The sequence below is a fragment of the Burkholderia latens genome, assembly GCF_001718795.1.
GTDB classification, from domain to species: Bacteria; Pseudomonadota; Gammaproteobacteria; order Burkholderiales; family Burkholderiaceae; genus Burkholderia; species Burkholderia latens_A.
Window position 1 is genome coordinate 2,850,405 of record NZ_CP013435.1, and the last position, 16,047, is coordinate 2,866,451.

A 16,047-nucleotide genomic window follows, 5' to 3' on the forward strand; every position below is an offset into this window, starting at 1 on the left:
CGGCCCGGGCGATGATTCTTTACTTACAGCGGCGGCTCGACGGGGCGGCGGGCGGGCGCCGGAACAGGCGCCGGAGGCGCCACGACGCCCATCGAGACGATGTACTTCAGCGCGGCATCGACCGACATGTCGAGTTCGATGACTTCGCTCTTCGGCAGCATCAGGAAGAAGCCGGACGTCGGGTTCGGCGTCGTGGGCACGTACACGCTCACGAACTCTTCCGTCAGATGGTTGACCACGTCGCCGCCGGGCGCGCCGGTCAGAAACGCGATCGTATACGAGCCGCGACGCGGGTATTCGATCAGCAGCGCCTTGCGGAACGCGTTGCCGCTGCTCGACAGCAGCGTGTCCGATACCTGCTTGACGCTCGTGTAGATCGGCCCGACGACCGGGATGTGACGCACGACGGCGTTCCACCACGTGACGAGCTTCTGGCCGATGAAGTTCTGCGTGGCCAGCCCGACGACGAAGATGAACGCGAGCGTCAGCACCGCACCAATCCCCGGCAGGTGGAAGCCGAGCATCCGCTCCGGCTGCCACGACTCGGGCAGCAGCAGCAGCGTCTGATCCATCGTGCCGATGATGAGGCCAAGCACCCACAGCGTGATCGCAAGCGGGACGAGAACCAGCAAGCCGGTCAAGAACACCGTTTTCAGGGTCGTCTTTTTCATCATCTGCCGTCAATGAACCGCGCCCGCAGACGCGGTGTGAGCGCGGCCCGACGGGCCGCGACTGTCAACTGCCGGCGGCGGGCGCTGCAGCCGGGGCCGGCGCGGCGCTCGTCGTCGTGCTTTCGGAACTCGCGGCAGCTGGCGCGGCTGCCGCCGGCGTCGCGGCAGGCGCTGCCGCACCCGCGTCGCCGGTCGCCGGCGCGCTGGTGCCGCCCGAGCCGCCGCGGAAATCGGTGACATACCAGCCGGAACCCTTCAGCTGGAAACCGGCAGCGGTGACCTGCTTGCGAAACGCATCCTTCCCGCATTCGGGGCACTGCGACAGCGGCGCGTCGCTCATCTTCTGGAGCACGTCCTTCGCGAAACCGCACGCTTCGCATCGATAGGCGTAGATCGGCATGATATTTTTCCCGCAGAAACTGGAAACGGCTTGCAAAACCTTGAATTATAGCCGAAACCCCGGCGCGCTCCGGCAACGACCGCGGCGCGGGGGCTTCAGCGACGGCGCCAAGTCAGCCAACGCTCGTGCCCGCCGAACACGGCCAGCGAATCGGTCACCGGCTGGTCCTCGATCAGCTCGAAGTGCTGCGCGAGCAGCGCCTCGAGTTCGCCGCGCTCGATCCCGAACGGCGGCCCTTTAGGTTTCGTCGTCACGAAGAAATAGCCGGCGAGCAGCGCACCGGCGGGCAGCAGCTCGGCCATTCGTGCCGCATACGCGCTGCGCAGGCTCGGCGGCAGCGCGCAGAGGAACGCGCGCTCATACACCCACTGCACGTCGAACGGCGGCCGATACGTGAAAAAATCCGCCTGTTCGACGACGTCTGCATGCGCGCCGAGCTGCGCCTTCGCGATGGCCACCGCCTGCGCGGCGAAATCGATCGCTCGCACCGGCCAGCCGGCCTGCGCGAGCCAGCCGGCCTCCTGCGCACTGCCGCAACCGGGAATCAGCACCGCACACGGGTCGCGCCGCCGCGCGAACGCGCGGAATCCTTCCGGCACGCCGCCGAATTCCCACGGCGTCACGCCGCGCGCGAAACGCTCGTCCCAGAACGACGCGTTGCCGGGGTCGCGCGTCGCGAAATCGGCTGCGCTCGGCGGGCAAGGTTGCGTCGGTTCCGGCATCGCACGGCTCCTTTCGGTCAACCGCCGTACGCGAGCGCGAGCAGCACGCGCGCGACGAGCGCCCCGACGCCAACGGCAAGGCCGAAGATCAGCAGCGCCTGCAGCAGCCGGTTCGTGCGCTTCTGCTCGACGAGGATCTGACGCATCAGCTCCTCGCTTGCCGCGCGCGGCGCGTCGTGGCGCGCCGCCATCGCGTGGTGGATCAGGCGCGGGAGCTGCGGCAGCGTCTTGCTCCACTGCGGCGCCTCGACCTTGAAGCGTTCGTACCAGCCGCGCAAGCCGATCTGCTCGGTCATCCAGCGCTCGAGATACGGCTTCGCGGTCTTCCACAGATCGAGTTCGGGGTCGAGCGAACGGCCGAGCCCCTCGACGTTCAGCATCGTCTTCTGCAGCAGCACGAGCTGCGGCTGAATCTCGACGTTGAAGCGGCGCGACGTCGAGAACAGGCGCATCAGCACCTGGCCGAGCGAGATGTCCTTCAGCGCGCGGTCGAAGTACGGCTCGCACACCGCGCGGATCGCGCTTTCCAGTTCTTCGACGCGCGTCTCGGGCGGCACCCAGCCGGATTCGAGGTGCAGCGTCGCAACACGGTGGTAATCGCGCTTGAAGAACGCGAGGAAGTTCTGTGCAAGGTAGTTCTTGTCGAAATCGGACAACGCACCGACGATCCCGAAATCGAGCGCGATGTAGCGGCCGAACGTATTCGGATCAAGGCTCACCTGAATGTTGCCCGGGTGCATGTCCGCATGGAAAAACCCGTCGCGGAACACCTGCGTGAAGAAGATCTCGACGCCTTCGCGCGCGAGCTTCTTGATGTCGACGCCAGCCGAGCGCAGCGTCTCGACCTGGCTGATCGGCACGCCAGTCATCCGCTCCATCACGAGCACCTGCGACGTCGAGAAGTCCCAGAACATCTCCGGCACGAGCAGCAGGTCGAGGCCCGCGAAGTTGCGGCGCAGCTGGCTGCCGTTCGCGGCCTCGCGCATCAGGTCGAGTTCGTCGTGCAGATACTTGTCGAATTCGGCGACGACTTCACGCGGCTTCAGGCGTCGGCCGTCGGCCCACATGCGCTCCGTCCACGTCGCGATGTCGCGCATCAGCGCGAGGTCGGAATCGATGACCGGCAGCATGTTCGGGCGCAGCACCTTGACCGCGACCGCCTTGCCCGCATGCACGCCCTGCTTCAGCTTCGCGAAGTGCACCTGCGCGATCGACGCGCTCGCGACCGGCTCGCGCTCGAACTCGTCGAACAGCTCGTCGACCGGCGCGCCGAGCGACTTCTCGATGATCGCGATCGCGACCGCCGAATCGAACGGCGGCACCTGATCCTGCAGCTTCGCGAGTTCGTTCGCGAAATCGACCGACAGCAGGTCGCGGCGCGTGGACAGTACCTGCCCGAACTTCACGAAGATCGGCCCGAGGCTTTCGAGCGCGTGGCGCAGCCGCACCGCCGGCGGCGACGAATAGCGGCGGCCGATCGTCGTGATTCGCAGCAGCAGCTTCACGCGTCGGTCGTCGATCCGGGACAGCATCACTTCGTCGAGGCCGAAGCGGATGACGGTGTAGACAATCTTGATGAAACGGAGAATGCGCATGCCCTGCGGCCCTCAGTGCGCGCCGCGCGGGCCGAAACCCGTGCGCGCGCCGATTTTTTGTTCGAGTCGCTCGACCCGCTTTTCCACCCGCGCGAGCGCATCGCGCGCGCGCGCGAGTTCGGCATCGAAGCCGCCGAGCGCCGTGCGCCGGACGACTTGCGGGTTCTCGTCGAGCCAGTACTCGGCGACGGAGTCGAGCACGTTGCGGCCGGTGCGGCGCGCACGCGCGCCGGCGTCGCGCACGACCGTCGCGATCCGGTGCGCGGCCGCGTCGCCGACCAGCTTCGCGAGATCTTCCTCAGGTTCCCAGCGCAGATGCTCGGCCAGCTTCGCGATCTGCGTCGCGAACTCCGCGTCGCCTTCGATCTTCACGTGCTTCATCACGGCCGCCTGGCCGCCCTGCAGGAATGCCGCGACCGTGTCGCCCGCGAGCGCGATCGACACGTCGACCTGTCGCGCATCGTGTGCGTCGACCGCGGACAGATAGCCGTCGGGCTGCACGAGCAGTATCAGCGTGACGGGCGGCACGTCGAGCCGGGCGGTCTTGCCCGCGTAGGGGATCAGGCGGTCGCGCGCCCACGATTCGCGTGCGAGCAGGTGATTGACGGCGGCAGCAAAAGGCTTGGCGGCAAAGGTCATCGGGCTGGGAAAGAAAAAACCCGCGCAGGCCGGGCGCCCACGCGGGTTTCTATTGTAACGTCGGATCGTCGGCGGGCCGCGGCCAACCGCGCACCCGGGCGGCAAGCGGTCGCAGTGCGGCGCCCGGCGCGGGCGGCGGGCGAGCCGCCCGCCGTCACGCTCAGTGCGTGTTGATCTGCTGGATACCCGCGAGCAACCAGCCCTGACTGCCCGACTTCGACAGGTTCCACACCTCGTCGAACGGCGCAGCCGACGCGTTCGCCGATTCGCGGATCAAACCATGGAAGCGCACGCTTGCCGACTGCTCGATCCCGCGATCCTCGATCGCGGCCAGTTCCGCGTCGAGCTGCACGACGTCGGTCTGGTTCGCTTCGTTGCCGCGCGAGTCGAGGTCGATCTTGATCTCGGCGAACATTTCCGGCGTCGTGAACTCGCGGATGTCGGCGAGGTTGCCCTGATCCCACGCCGCCTGCAGGCGGACGAAGTACACCTTCGCGCTACGCAGGAACGCATCGGTGTCGAACCCGGCCGGCACCTGCAGCGGTGCGGCGGCCATCGCGCCGGCCGCGCCCGCGGCTGCCGCGCCGCCGCCGAACACGCTCTGCGCCTCGTTCGCATAGCTGCTGCCGCTGCCGGCATGGTTGCCGACGGCGCCCTGCTGGAACGACGGGCTTTGCGAGTAGCCGCCCGACGACGATGCCGCACCGCCAACCGAGTACGCCGGCTCGTGCGGACGGCGACGGTTCATGAACTTGCGAACCAGCCAGATGCCGATCATCGCGAGCAGCGCGATCACGATCACGTTCGCCATCATGCTCGCGAATGCGCCGCCCAGGCCAAAGTGCGACAGCAGCGCAGCGATGCCAAGACCGGCCGCGAGACCGGCGATCGGCCCGAGCCAGCGCGAGCGGTTCGGCTGCGCGGCGGGCGCCGGCGCGGCCGGATTCGCGCGCTGCGCCTGGGACGGCGCGGCTTGCTGCATCGGCTGCTGCGCCGGCGGCGTGGCCTGGCGCTGCGTGACGGTCGAGTTCTGGCGGCCGATGCTGCGTCCGCCGCCCATGCGCTTCGCTTCGGCGTCGAGCGATGCGAACGTGCCGGCCGTGAGCAGGCCGACCATCAGCAGCGTGCCGACCCGTCGAGCCCACGGCTTCGACGGCTTGCTACGGTTGAACAACGAACGCGATTCGGACATCAGCTTCTCCACATGTAAGGCGAATGTATGGAAAGAACCCCTTAGTACTTGGTTCCAAGGTGTAAAGCTACCACGCCACCTGACAAATTGTAATATTTGACGGCGTCGAGGCCCGCTTGTTCCATCATCGTCTTCAGCGTGTCCTGATCGGGGTGCATCCGGATAGATTCAGCAAGATACCGATAACTTTCAGCATCTTTCGCGAACTTGTCGCCAAGCCACGGTAATACTTTGAAAGAATACAGATCGTACGCTTTTTTCAGCGGTTCCCAGACTTTCGAGAATTCCAGCACCATCACCCGGCCGCCAGGCTTTGCGACGCGGCGCATTTCGGCGAGCGCGGCGTCCTTGTGCGTCATGTTGCGCAGCCCGAACGCCACCGTGACCACATCGAAGTAGTTGTCCGGAAACGGAATTTTCTCGGCGTCGCACAGCAGCGACGGCGTCACGATGCCCTTGTCGAGCAGCCGGTCGCGGCCCACCCGCAGCATCGATTCGTTGATGTCCGTATGCCAGACTTCGCCGGTCGGGCCGGCCGCCTTCGCGAACGCCTTCGTCAGGTCGCCGGTGCCGGCCGCGATGTCGAGCACCTTGAAGCCGGGGCGCACGTTCGCCTGCGCGATCGTGAACGCCTTCCACGCGCGGTGCATGCCCGCGGACATCAGGTCGTTCATCAGATCGTAGTTGCTCGCGACCGAATGGAACACGCCCGCCACTTTCTTCGCTTTTTCAGTTTCCTCGACGCTTTCGAAGCCGAAGTGGGTTTTGCTCATCGCGTTGATCCTCAGTAAATGGCAAGACGGCGCCAAGCGGGCGCCGTCGATTTCAGTGGCAGTGGCCGTGCGGCGCGGGCGCCGCCTGCATCGGCGCGTCGCGCTCGATGCCCGCCGCCTTTAGTTTGTCGAAATAGTCGCGCCACAGCGCATCCTGCTGCGTCGCCAGTTCGTACAGCAGATCCCACGAGTAGATGCCGGTCGAATGGCCGTCGGAGAACGTCGGCTGCAGCGCGTAGTTGCCCACCCCCTCGAGCGCGGTGATCGTCACCTCGCGCTTGCCGGTCTGCAGCGTCTCCTGGCCGGGCCCGTGGCCGCGCACTTCGGCCGACGGCGAATAGACGCGCATCAGCTCGAACGGAATCCGGTAGTTCTCGCCGTTCGGATACTGCAATTCGAGCACGCGCGACACCGCATGCACGACGACGCCGGACGGAATCGGCGTCGTGGAAGTCAAACCGCTCATGGCTGCCTCGAATCGGTCGTTCGTTGAATTTCCTCGCGCACCGCATTGTGCAGCAACGAGGCTTGCGCCGCGCGCGAGCGCAGCAGCGCCTCGGACACGCTGCGCTGGCGCGGCGCCCACACGGGCTGCGGAAAATGGGCATCGTTCGAAAAGCGCGGGATCACGTGCCAGTGGACGTGCGGCACCATGTTGCCGAGGCTCGCGAGATTCACCTTGTTCGGCTGCATCACGCGGCGCACCGCGCGCTCCACCGCGTACACCACGCGCATCAGATGTGCCCGCTCGGGCTCGCCGAGATCCGAGAACTCGGCCACGTGCGCGCCCCAGATCACCCGGCAGAAGCCCGGGTAGTCGTGCTCGCCCGTCGCGAGGACGACGCGCAGCATGTCGTCCTGCCAGAGCACTTCGCCGCCGTCTTCACGGCAAAACACGCATTCCATCGTCGCTCCCATGTGCACGGGCGCCGGTGCATCAGCGCCAGCGCCCGCTCTCATCCGTTGCCCCGCCGGGCGGTCGTCATGCCCGCATTAGACCAGCACGCGCTCGATCCCGCCATTGTTCGCGTGTGCGACATAGTCGGCCATCCAGTTCTCGCCGAGCACCTGGCGCGCGATTTCGACCACGATGTAGTCGGCCTCGAGGTTCGCGTCCTCGTTGTAGCGCGACAGGCCTTGCAGGCACGACGGGCAGCTCGTCAGGATCTTCACGTCCGGGCCGTTCGCGCTCGCGGCGGCCGGCGCCGGCGCGTCGCCGGCCACGACCGGGATGCTGCGCAGCTTCGCAGCGCCCTTGCGGATTTCCTCTTCCTTGCGGAAACGGACCTGCGTCGAGATGTCGGGGCGCGTGACCGCCAGCGTGCCCGATTCGCCGCAGCAGCGCTCGTTCTTTTCGATCTTGTAGCCGTCCTTCTCCGCGCCCATCAGTTCGTTGACGAGCTTGACCGGGTCCATCGTCTTGATCGGCGTGTGGCACGGGTCGTGATACATGTAGCGCGTGCCCGTCACGCCGTCGAGCTTCATCCCCTTTTCGAGCAGGAACTCGTGAATGTCGATGATCCGGCAGCCCGGGAAGATCTTGTCGAATTCATAGCCGGCGAGCTGGTCGTAGCAGGTGCCGCACGACACGACCACCGTCTTGATGTCGAGGTAGTTCAGCGTGTTCGCGACCCGGTGGAACAGCACGCGGTTGTCGGTGACGATCTTCTCCGCCTTGTCGTACTGACCGGAGCCGCGCTGCGGGTAGCCGCAGCACAGGTAGCCCGGCGGCAGCACCGTCTGCACGCCCGCTTCCCACAGCATCGCCTGCGTCGCGAGCCCGACCTGCGAGAACAGGCGCTCGGAGCCGCAGCCGGGGAAGTAGAACACCGCTTCCGAATCGACGGTCGTCGACTTCGGGTTGCGGATGATCGGCACGATCTTGTTGTCCTCGATGTCGAGCAGCGCGCGCGCCGTCTTCTTCGGCAGGTTGCCCGGCATCTTCTTGTTGACGAAGTGGATCACCTGCTCGACCGCGGGCGGTTTGCCGGTGGTCGCGGGCGGATGCTGCGTCTGCTTCGTCACGACCTTCTTCAGCATGTCGTTCGCGAAGCGCTGGACCTTGTAGCCGACGCCCATCATCACGCTGCGCGCGGCGTTGATCGTCTGCGGATTGGTCGCGTTCAGGAAGAACATGCCCGCCGCATTGCCGGCGTTGAATTTCTTCTTGCCCATCTTGCGCAGCAGATTGCGCATGTTCATCGTGACGTCGCCGAAGTCGATCTTCACCGGACACGGCGTCGCGCACTTGTGGCACACCGTGCAGTGGTCGGCCACGTCGTTGAACTCGTCCCAGTGCTTGATCGACACGCCGCGGCGCGTCTGTTCCTCGTACAGGAATGCCTCGACCAGCAGCGACGTCGCGAGGATCTTGTTGCGCGGGCTGTACAGCAGGTTCGCACGCGGCACGTGGGTCGCGCACACCGGCTTGCACTTGCCGCAGCGCAGGCAGTCCTTCACGGAGTCCGCAATCGCGCCGATGTCGGACTGCTGCATGATCAGCGACTCATAACCCATCAGCCCGAAGCTCGGCGTGTATGCGTTGCGCAAATCGGCGCCGTCGAGCAGCTTGCCCTTGTTGAAGCGGCCGTTCGGGTCGACGCGCTGTTTGTATGCGCGGAATTCGGCGATTTCGTCGTCGGTCAGGAACTCGAGCTTCGTGATGCCGATCCCGTGCTCGCCGGAGATCACGCCGTCGAGCGAGCGCGCGAGCGTCATGATGCGTGCGACGGCCGCGTGCGCGTCCTGCAGCATCTCGTAGTTGTCCGAGTTGACCGGGATGTTCGTGTGAACGTTGCCGTCGCCCGCGTGCATGTGCAACGCGACGAAAACCCGGCCGCGCAGCACGCGCTTGTGGATCGCCTGCGCTTCGTCGAGGATCGGCTTGAACGCGCCGCCGTTGAAGATCGCGCGCAGTTCCGCACGGATTTCCTGCTTCCACGAGATGCGCACCGTGCGGTCCTGCGTCACGTGGAATACGGTCGCGCCCGGCTGCTCGTCCGCGCGGTCCGCGAACTTCTCGGCGAGCGCCTCGTAGCCGAGCTGCACGAGGTAGTGCTGCGCCTCGCGCAGCGGCTGGTCGAGCCGGTCGCGCACGAATTCCCAGCGCGCGCGCACGCGCTTGAGCAACTCCAGCGCCTGCTGTACGCGGTCTTCCAGCAGTTCCGCGCTCGGGATCTCGTTCGCATCGTCGGTCTTGCCGAGCGGCAGGTTGCCGCCACGGAAGAACGCTTCGAGCGCGTCGACCAGCTGCAGCTTGTTCTTGAGCGACAGCTCGATGTTGATCCGCTCGATGCCGTCGGTGTACTCGCCCATCCGGTTCAGCGGGATCACGACGTCTTCATTGATCTTGAACGCGTTCGTGTGCTTCGCGATCGCGGCCGTGCGGCTGCGGTCGAGCCAGAAGCGCTTGCGCGCCTCCGCACTGACCGCGACGAAGCCTTCGCCGCTCTTGCCGTTCGCCATCCGGATCACTTCGGACGTCGCCTGCGCGACCGCATCGGCGTCGTCGCCGACGATGTCGCCGATCAGCACCATTTTCGGGAATGCGTTGCGCTTGCTCTTGGTCGCGTAGCCGACCGCGCGCAGGTAGCGCTCGTCGAGGTGCTCAAGGCCGGCGAGAATCGCGCCGCCCTGCTTCGACGTCTCGAACAGGTAGTCCTTGATTTCCACGATGCTCGGGATCGCCTCGCGCGCCTGGCCGAAGAATTCGAGGCAAACGGTGCGCGTGTGCGCCGGCATCTTGTGCAGCACCCAGCGCGCGGACGTGATGAGCCCGTCGCAGCCTTCCTTCTGCACGCCCGGCAGACCGGCGAGGAACTTGTCGGTCACGTCCTTGCCGAGCCCTTCCTTGCGGAAGCGGCGGCCTTCGATCTCGAGCATCTCCGTCTTCAGCAGCTTTTCGCCGGGCGCATATGCGCCGTCGAACCACTTCAGCTCGAAACGCGCGACGTCGACGTCGTGGATCTTGCCCTGGTTGTGCTCGTGGCGCGTGACTTCGAGCCAGTTGCCGTCCGGGTCGACCATCCGCCACCAGGCCAGGTTGTCGAGCGCGGTGCCCCACAGCACGGCCTTCTTGCCGCCCGCGTTCATCGCGACGTTGCCGCCGATGCACGATGCGTCGAGCGACGTCGGATCGACCGCGAATACGTAGCCGGCCGCTTCGGCCGCTTCGGTCACGCGACGCGTGACGACGCCCGCGCCCGAGAAGATCGTCGGCACCTTGTGCGCGACGCCCGGCAGTTCGGTCAGCTCGACCGCGCCGAGCTGTTCGAGCTTCTCGGTGTTGATCACCGCGGAGAACGGCGTGAGCGGCACCGCGCCGCCCGTGTAGCCGGTGCCGCCGCCGCGCGGAATCACCGTGAGGCCGAGCTCGAAGCACGCCTTGATCAGCGCGGCGATCTCGGCTTCGGTGTCGGGGGTCAACACGACGAACGGGTATTCGACGCGCCAGTCGGTCGCATCGGTCACGTGCGACACGCGCGACAGCCCGTCGAAGCGGATGTTGTCCTTCTGCGTACAGCGGCCGAGCGCCTTGGTCGCGCGGCGGCGCAGGTCGGCCATCTTGTCGAATTCGTCCGCGAATTCGTCGACGGCGCGCTGCGCGGCGGCCTCGAGCATCTCGACGCGCTCCGCGCGTTCCCGGCCGGCGTCGTCGTGGTGCTCGGTGAGGTCGGCGCGGCGGCGCTTGCCGATCTCGGTCAGGCGATGGTTCAGCGCCTCGATCAACAGCGCGCGGCGCTTCGGGTTGTCGAGCAGGTCGTCCTGCAAGTACGGATTGCGGCGCACGACCCAGATGTCGCCGAGCACTTCATACAGCATCCGCGCCGAGCGGCCCGTGCGGCGTTCCGCGCGCAGCTCGTCGAGCACCGACCACGCATCCGCGCCGAGCAGGCGAATCACGATTTCGCGATCGGAGAACGACGTGTAGTTGTAGGGAATCTCGCGCAGACGGGGCGCGGGGTCGGCGGCGACGGCGGCGGCCGCGCCATGCGGATCGAAAACTTGTGGTGCGTTCATGTTCGGACGACTCGGAGGGCCGATACACCGTGCACGGGCGTCGGCAAGCGCGTGGGCGCAATCTTGGGGAAATCTGTTCTTGTGCCAGGCGCGCGACTATCTCGCATGGGGCCGGAGCGGGTGAGGACTCACCGTTCCGGGCCGGCAGGGCCTGGCGGCACTCGGAGCCATCAGCACGATCGCGCGCGGCGCGCATGCCGTTCCGCCGCGGGGCTGGCTGCGCGCGGCGACGGCTTCAACGGGGCGATCCGAGGGTGCCTCTGCATCTTCCGATCCTTGATTCAAAACGGAATTCTAACCCATGATCGGCCCATGCGTGGGACGCCGGACAGGTCGTGGGGCTTTCGCCGCAACCCGCGCCAGGCCTGGTTCGACGCGGTTTCGCGGCGGCATTCGCCGTCCGTCCGGTCGGTAACCATGCGGTTAAATCGGTAAAAAGAGACCGCGCCGTGCCGACGACGGCCACGCACGCGGCGCGGCGACGGCGCGTCGGCATGCGGCTTGCGTGCGAGCGGCCCCTTGGCGCTATCATTGATCCTTTACCGTCTGCTTCCGCACCGCACGCGAGCGCCCATGGCATCCCACGATTATCTGAAGAAAATCCTCACTGCGCGCGTCTACGACGTCGCGCTCGAGACGGAACTCGAACCCGCCCGCAATCTGTCGGCCCGGCTGCGCAACCCCGTTTACCTGAAGCGCGAGGACAACCAGCCGGTGTTCTCGTTCAAGCTGCGCGGCGCATACAACAAGATGGCGCACATTCCCGCCGACGCGCTCGCGCGCGGCGTGATCACGGCGTCGGCCGGCAACCACGCGCAGGGCGTCGCGTTCTCGGCGGCGCGGATGGGCAGCAAGGCCGTGATCGTCGTGCCCGTCACGACGCCGCAGGTGAAGGTCGACGCGGTGCGCGCGCACGGCGGCCCGAGCGTTGAGGTGATCCAGGCGGGCGAATCGTACAGCGATGCGTACGCGCACGCGGTGAAGGTGCAGGCCGAGCGCGACCTCACGTTCGTCCATCCGTTCGACGACCCGTACGTGATCGCCGGCCAGGGCACGATCGCGATGGAAATCCTGCGGCAGCACCAGGGCCCGATTCACGCGATCTTCGTGCCGATCGGCGGCGGCGGGCTCGCGGCCGGCGTAGCCGCTTACGTGAAGGCCGTGCGCCCCGAGATCAAGGTATTCGGCGTGCAGGCGGAGGATTCGTGCGCGATGGCGCAGTCGTTGCAGAAGGGCGAGCGCGTCGAGCTGCCCGAAGTGGGCCTGTTCGCGGACGGCACGGCCGTGAAGCTCGTCGGCGAGGAAACCTTCCGGCTCTGCAGCGAATTCCTCGACGGCGTCGTGACGGTCGACACCGACGCGCTTTGCGCGGCAATCAAGGACGTGTTCCAGGACACGCGCAGCGTGCTCGAACCGTCGGGCGCGCTCGCCGTCGCGGGCGCGAAACGCTATGCGGAACGCGAAGGAATCGAGAACCAGACGCTCGTTGCGGTCACGTCGGGCGCGAACATGAACTTCGACCGGATGCGGTTCGTCGCGGAACGGGCCGAAGTCGGCGAGGCGCGCGAAGCCGTGTTCGCGGTGACGATCCCGGAGGAGCGCGGCAGCTTCAAGCGCTTCTGCACGCTCGTCGGCGACCGCAACGTGACCGAGTTCAACTACCGGATCGCGGATGAAAAGTCCGCGCACATCTTCGTCGGCGTGCAGATCAAACGGCGCGGCGAATCGGCGGAGATCGCCGCGAATTTCGAATCGCACGGCTTCAAGACCGTCGACCTCACGCATGACGAGCTGTCGAAGGAACACATCCGCTACATGGTGGGCGGCCGTTCGCCGCTCGCGCTCGACGAACGCCTGTTCCGCTTCGAATTCCCGGAGCGGCCGGGCGCGCTGATGAAGTTCCTGTCGTCGATGGCGCCGGACTGGAACATCAGCCTGTTCCACTATCGCAACCAGGGCGCGGACTACAGCTCGATCCTCGTCGGACTGCAGGTGCCGCAGGCCGATCATGCCGAGTTCGAACGCTTCCTCGCGGCGCTCGGTTATCCGTATGTCGAAGAGAGTGCCAATCCGGCTTATCGCCTCTTCCTGTCGTAAAGGCTTCGTCCCATGAACCCCGAACAATCCCCGCTCGGCAAGGCTACCGTCTACGCGGCGCAGTACGATGCATCGCTGCTGTTCCCGATCCCGCGCGCCGGCGCGCGCGAGCAGCTCGGCATCACGTCGGCGCTGCCGTTCTTCGGCACCGACATCTGGAACGCTTACGAGCTGTCGTGGCTCAACGCGCGCGGCAAGCCGCAGCTCGCGATCGCGACGTTCTACGTGCCGGCCGAATCGCCGAACATCGTCGAATCGAAGTCGTTCAAGCTGTATCTCGGCTCGTTCGCGCAATCGAAGTTCGACTCGGTCGACGCGGTGCGCGACGTGCTCAAGCGCGACGTGTCGGCCGCGTGCGGCGCAAGCGTGTCGGTGCAGCTCGTGTCGCCGCACGATTTCGGCAAGCTCGAGATGGAAGAGCTCGACGGGCTGTCGCTCGACCGGCTCGATCTCGACACCGACGTGTACGAACCGGATCCTTCGCTGCTGTCGGCCGCGGACGCCGAGGACGAAGCGCCGGTCGAGGAAACGCTCGTGTCCGACCTGCTGCGCTCGAACTGCCCGGTCACCGGCCAGCCGGACTGGGGCAGCGTGCAGATCCATTACGTCGGCCCGCAAATCGATCACGCGGGGCTGCTGCGCTACATCATCTCGTTCCGCAATCACACGGGCTTTCACGAGCAGTGCGTCGAACGAATCTTCCTCGACATCCTGCATGCGTGCAAACCGGTGAAGCTCGCGGTGTATGCGCGGTATACACGCCGCGGCGGGCTCGACATCAATCCGTTCCGGACCAATTACAACCAGCCGATGCCGGATAATGCGCGGACTGCGCGGCAGTGAATGAACGCAGGCCGGCAGGCATTTTGACCTGCCGCCCTTCACCTGCCCGCGCATCTCCGGTCGGTCGCGCCTCAACGCCGCCATAACGCAAAGAGGCCGACGCACGCGAATGCGCCGGCCTCTTTGCAATGCAAACCCTCGCCGCGTTACTTCACCGGCGGCTTGTACGCGATGCAATCCACCTCGACCTTGCAGTCGATAACCATGCTCGACTGCACGCACGCGCGTGCCGGCGGGTGTTCGCCGAAGTACGAAATGAACACCTTGTTGAACGACGCAAAATCGCGCGCGTCGTCGAGCCACACGCCGCAGCGCACGACGTGTTCGAGCCCGTAGCCGGCCTCCTTCAGGATCGCGATCACGTTTTCGATCGCCTGCTTCGACTGCGTGACGATCCCGCCTTCGACGACCTCGCCGTTCACCATCGGCGTCTGCCCCGACACGTACAGCCAGCCGTCGGCCTCGACCGCGCGCGCAAACGGCATTACCTGACCGCCGGTGCCCTTCGCTTCGCCCACGCCATATCGCTTCATCGTTTTCACTCCTGTTTCAGTTCCGTTGCGAATGCGTGCGCCGAACGCGGCGCACGCGGAATATCGAAATGCGCCCGCGTTCAGAACGCGGCGTCGCCGCTCGCCGGCACGCGTTCGCCGCGCGCGATGAATCCGCCCGCGCGCTCGCCGGTCGCCCGCCCGTTCTCGTAGGTCAGCACGCCGTTCACCCACACCGCATCGATCCCGTGCGCAGGCTGCTGCGGCTTCTCGAACGTGGCCGCATCGAGCACGCGCGCCGGATCGAACAGCACGAGATCCGCGTGATAACCGACGTGCACTTCGCCGCGCTTCGCGATCCCGTAGCGGCGCGCGGACAGCGACGTCATCTTGCGAATCGCTTCCTCGAGCGGCAGCAGGTTCGTGTCGCGCACGTAATGGCCGAGCACGCGCGGAAACGCGCCCCACAGCCGCGGATGCGGCAGCGGATCGTTCGGCAGCCCGTCCGAGCCGACCATCGTCGCCGGGTGCGACAGGATCCGGCGCACATCGTCCTCGGACATGTTGTGGTACACGGCGCCGGCCGGACGAATCCGCTGCGCGGCCTCCTGCTCGGTCACGCCCCAATCGGCGGCAATCGCCTTCAGCAGCTTGCCGGCGACTTCCGGATGCGGCTCCGACCACGTGATCGTGATGTCGATGTCGCCGGTCACCTGCTTCAGGTCGAGCGTCGACGAGCTGCGGCTGTATGGATAGCAATCGCAGCCGACCGGCTGGTAGCGGCGCGCACGTTCGAGCGACGCGAGCACCTCGGTGCTGCGCCCCCAGTTCGACGGGCCCGCGCACTTCAGGTGCGAGATCACGACCGGCACCTTCGCGTGACGGCCGACGCGGTACGCTTCGTCCATCGCGTCGAGGATCGCGTCGAACTCGGTGCGCATGTGCGTCGTGTACAGCGCACCGGCATTCGCAAGCGGCTCGGCAAGCGCCATCACCTCCTCGGCCGGCGCCGCGAACGCGGAACCGTACGCAAGGCCCGATGACAGGCCGAGCGCGCCATTGGCGAGCGCCTCCTCGAGCTGCGTGCGCATCCCGGCGATCTCGCCGTCGGTCGCCGCGCGGTCGAGGCGGTCCATCTGGTTGTTGCGCAGCGCGGTGTGGCCGACGAGTGCCGCGACGTTCACGGCCGGGTGCGCGCCGTTGACGGCCTCGACATAGGCGGCGAAAGTCGGGTAGCGAAACGCGTCGCGATCGCCGAGCAGGTTCATCGGGTCGGGCGGGTCGCCGTCCAGCGTCACCGGCGACGCGCTGATCCCGCAGTTGCCGACGATCACGGTCGTCACGCCTTGCGAGATCTTCGGCAGCATCTGCGGCGCGCGGATCACGTGGGTGTCGTCGTGCGTGTGCACGTCGACGAAACCCGGCGCGAGCGCGCGGCCGTTCGCATCGACGACGGCCTCCGCAAGCCAGTTCGACAGGTTGCCGATCGCGGCGATGAAGCCGTTGCGGATCGCGACGTCGCGCGTGACCGGCGGTGCGCCGGTGCCGTCGTACAGCTGCGCGCCGACGATCAGCGTATCGGCGGCTTCGGGATGCGAATGCATG

Annotated in this window: 14 protein-coding genes; 2 read left to right on the forward strand and 12 right to left on the reverse strand. The window is 66.6% G+C overall.

Going from position 1 to position 16,047, the window contains the following annotated elements; all coding sequences use genetic code 11:
* Positions 1 to 23: 23 nt before the first annotated feature.
* The 10 genes from WK25_RS13220 to WK25_RS13265 all read right to left on the reverse strand — a co-directional run bounded on the left by WK25_RS13220 (position 24) and on the right by WK25_RS13265 (position 11,011).
* The gene (locus tag WK25_RS13220; protein ID WP_040141909.1) at positions 24 to 674 is read right to left on the reverse strand and encodes a DUF502 domain-containing protein; all 651 of its coding nucleotides are present in this window, start codon (positions 672 to 674) and stop codon (positions 24 to 26) included.
* A 61-nt stretch (positions 675 to 735) separates the two neighbouring features.
* Positions 736 to 1,071 carry an FmdB family zinc ribbon protein gene (locus tag WK25_RS13225; protein WP_040141911.1) on the reverse strand — a complete coding sequence of 112 codons (336 nt, stop codon included), beginning with the start codon at positions 1,069 to 1,071 and terminating at the stop codon, positions 736 to 738.
* Positions 1,072 to 1,166: 95 nt separating this feature from the next.
* Positions 1,167 to 1,793, reverse strand: coding sequence for an SAM-dependent methyltransferase (locus WK25_RS13230; RefSeq protein WP_040141912.1), 627 nt, complete (start codon positions 1,791 to 1,793; stop codon positions 1,167 to 1,169).
* A 17-nt stretch (positions 1,794 to 1,810) separates the two neighbouring features.
* Positions 1,811 to 3,388 carry a ubiquinone biosynthesis regulatory protein kinase UbiB gene (ubiB, locus tag WK25_RS13235; protein ID WP_040141914.1) on the reverse strand — a complete coding sequence of 526 codons (1,578 nt, stop codon included), beginning with the start codon at positions 3,386 to 3,388 and terminating at the stop codon, positions 1,811 to 1,813.
* Between the two features lie 12 nt (positions 3,389 to 3,400).
* Complete coding sequence (locus WK25_RS13240; protein WP_040141920.1) at positions 3,401 to 4,027, reverse strand: ubiquinone biosynthesis accessory factor UbiJ; 627 nt, start codon at positions 4,025 to 4,027, stop codon at positions 3,401 to 3,403.
* A 160-nt stretch (positions 4,028 to 4,187) separates the two neighbouring features.
* The gene (locus WK25_RS13245; protein WP_069241998.1) at positions 4,188 to 5,219 is read right to left on the reverse strand and encodes a Tim44 domain-containing protein; all 1,032 of its coding nucleotides are present in this window, start codon (positions 5,217 to 5,219) and stop codon (positions 4,188 to 4,190) included.
* Between the two features lie 41 nt (positions 5,220 to 5,260).
* Positions 5,261 to 5,992 carry a bifunctional demethylmenaquinone methyltransferase/2-methoxy-6-polyprenyl-1,4-benzoquinol methylase UbiE gene (gene ubiE / locus WK25_RS13250; RefSeq protein WP_040141925.1) on the reverse strand — a complete coding sequence of 244 codons (732 nt, stop codon included), beginning with the start codon at positions 5,990 to 5,992 and terminating at the stop codon, positions 5,261 to 5,263.
* Positions 5,993 to 6,044: 52 nt separating this feature from the next.
* Complete coding sequence (locus WK25_RS13255) at positions 6,045 to 6,458, reverse strand: gamma-butyrobetaine hydroxylase-like domain-containing protein (RefSeq protein ID WP_040141927.1); 414 nt, start codon at positions 6,456 to 6,458, stop codon at positions 6,045 to 6,047.
* The gene (locus WK25_RS13260; protein ID WP_040141930.1) at positions 6,455 to 6,898 is read right to left on the reverse strand and encodes an HIT family protein; all 444 of its coding nucleotides are present in this window, start codon (positions 6,896 to 6,898) and stop codon (positions 6,455 to 6,457) included. Before WK25_RS13260 ends, WK25_RS13255 begins: the two co-directional genes overlap by 4 nt.
* Positions 6,899 to 6,985: 87 nt before the next feature.
* Positions 6,986 to 11,011 (reverse strand): DUF3683 domain-containing protein, encoded by a 4,026-nt coding sequence (locus tag WK25_RS13265; RefSeq protein WP_059548683.1) that lies wholly within the window; start codon positions 11,009 to 11,011, stop codon positions 6,986 to 6,988.
* Between the two features lie 573 nt (positions 11,012 to 11,584).
* Between WK25_RS13265 and ilvA the strand changes: the two genes are divergently transcribed.
* Together ilvA and queF are read left to right on the forward strand one after the other, a co-directional pair.
* A complete protein-coding gene (ilvA, locus tag WK25_RS13270; protein WP_069241745.1) occupies positions 11,585 to 13,108 on the forward strand; it encodes a threonine ammonia-lyase, biosynthetic in 1,524 nt (507 codons plus the stop codon).
* Positions 13,109 to 13,120: 12 nt separating this feature from the next.
* The gene (gene queF / locus WK25_RS13275; protein ID WP_059548686.1) at positions 13,121 to 13,951 is read left to right on the forward strand and encodes an NADPH-dependent 7-cyano-7-deazaguanine reductase QueF; all 831 of its coding nucleotides are present in this window, start codon (positions 13,121 to 13,123) and stop codon (positions 13,949 to 13,951) included.
* A 146-nt stretch (positions 13,952 to 14,097) separates the two neighbouring features.
* Here the strand turns inward: queF and WK25_RS13280 are convergent, their stop codons facing one another.
* Both WK25_RS13280 and WK25_RS13285 read right to left on the reverse strand, forming a co-directional pair.
* Positions 14,098 to 14,484 carry a RidA family protein gene (locus WK25_RS13280; protein ID WP_040141939.1) on the reverse strand — a complete coding sequence of 129 codons (387 nt, stop codon included), beginning with the start codon at positions 14,482 to 14,484 and terminating at the stop codon, positions 14,098 to 14,100.
* Positions 14,485 to 14,564: 80 nt separating this feature from the next.
* Positions 14,565 to 16,046: an N-acyl-D-amino-acid deacylase family protein gene (locus WK25_RS13285; protein WP_040141941.1), complete on the reverse strand. Its 1,482-nt coding sequence runs from the start codon at positions 16,044 to 16,046 to the stop codon at positions 14,565 to 14,567.
* Position 16,047: the final 1 nt, after the last annotated feature.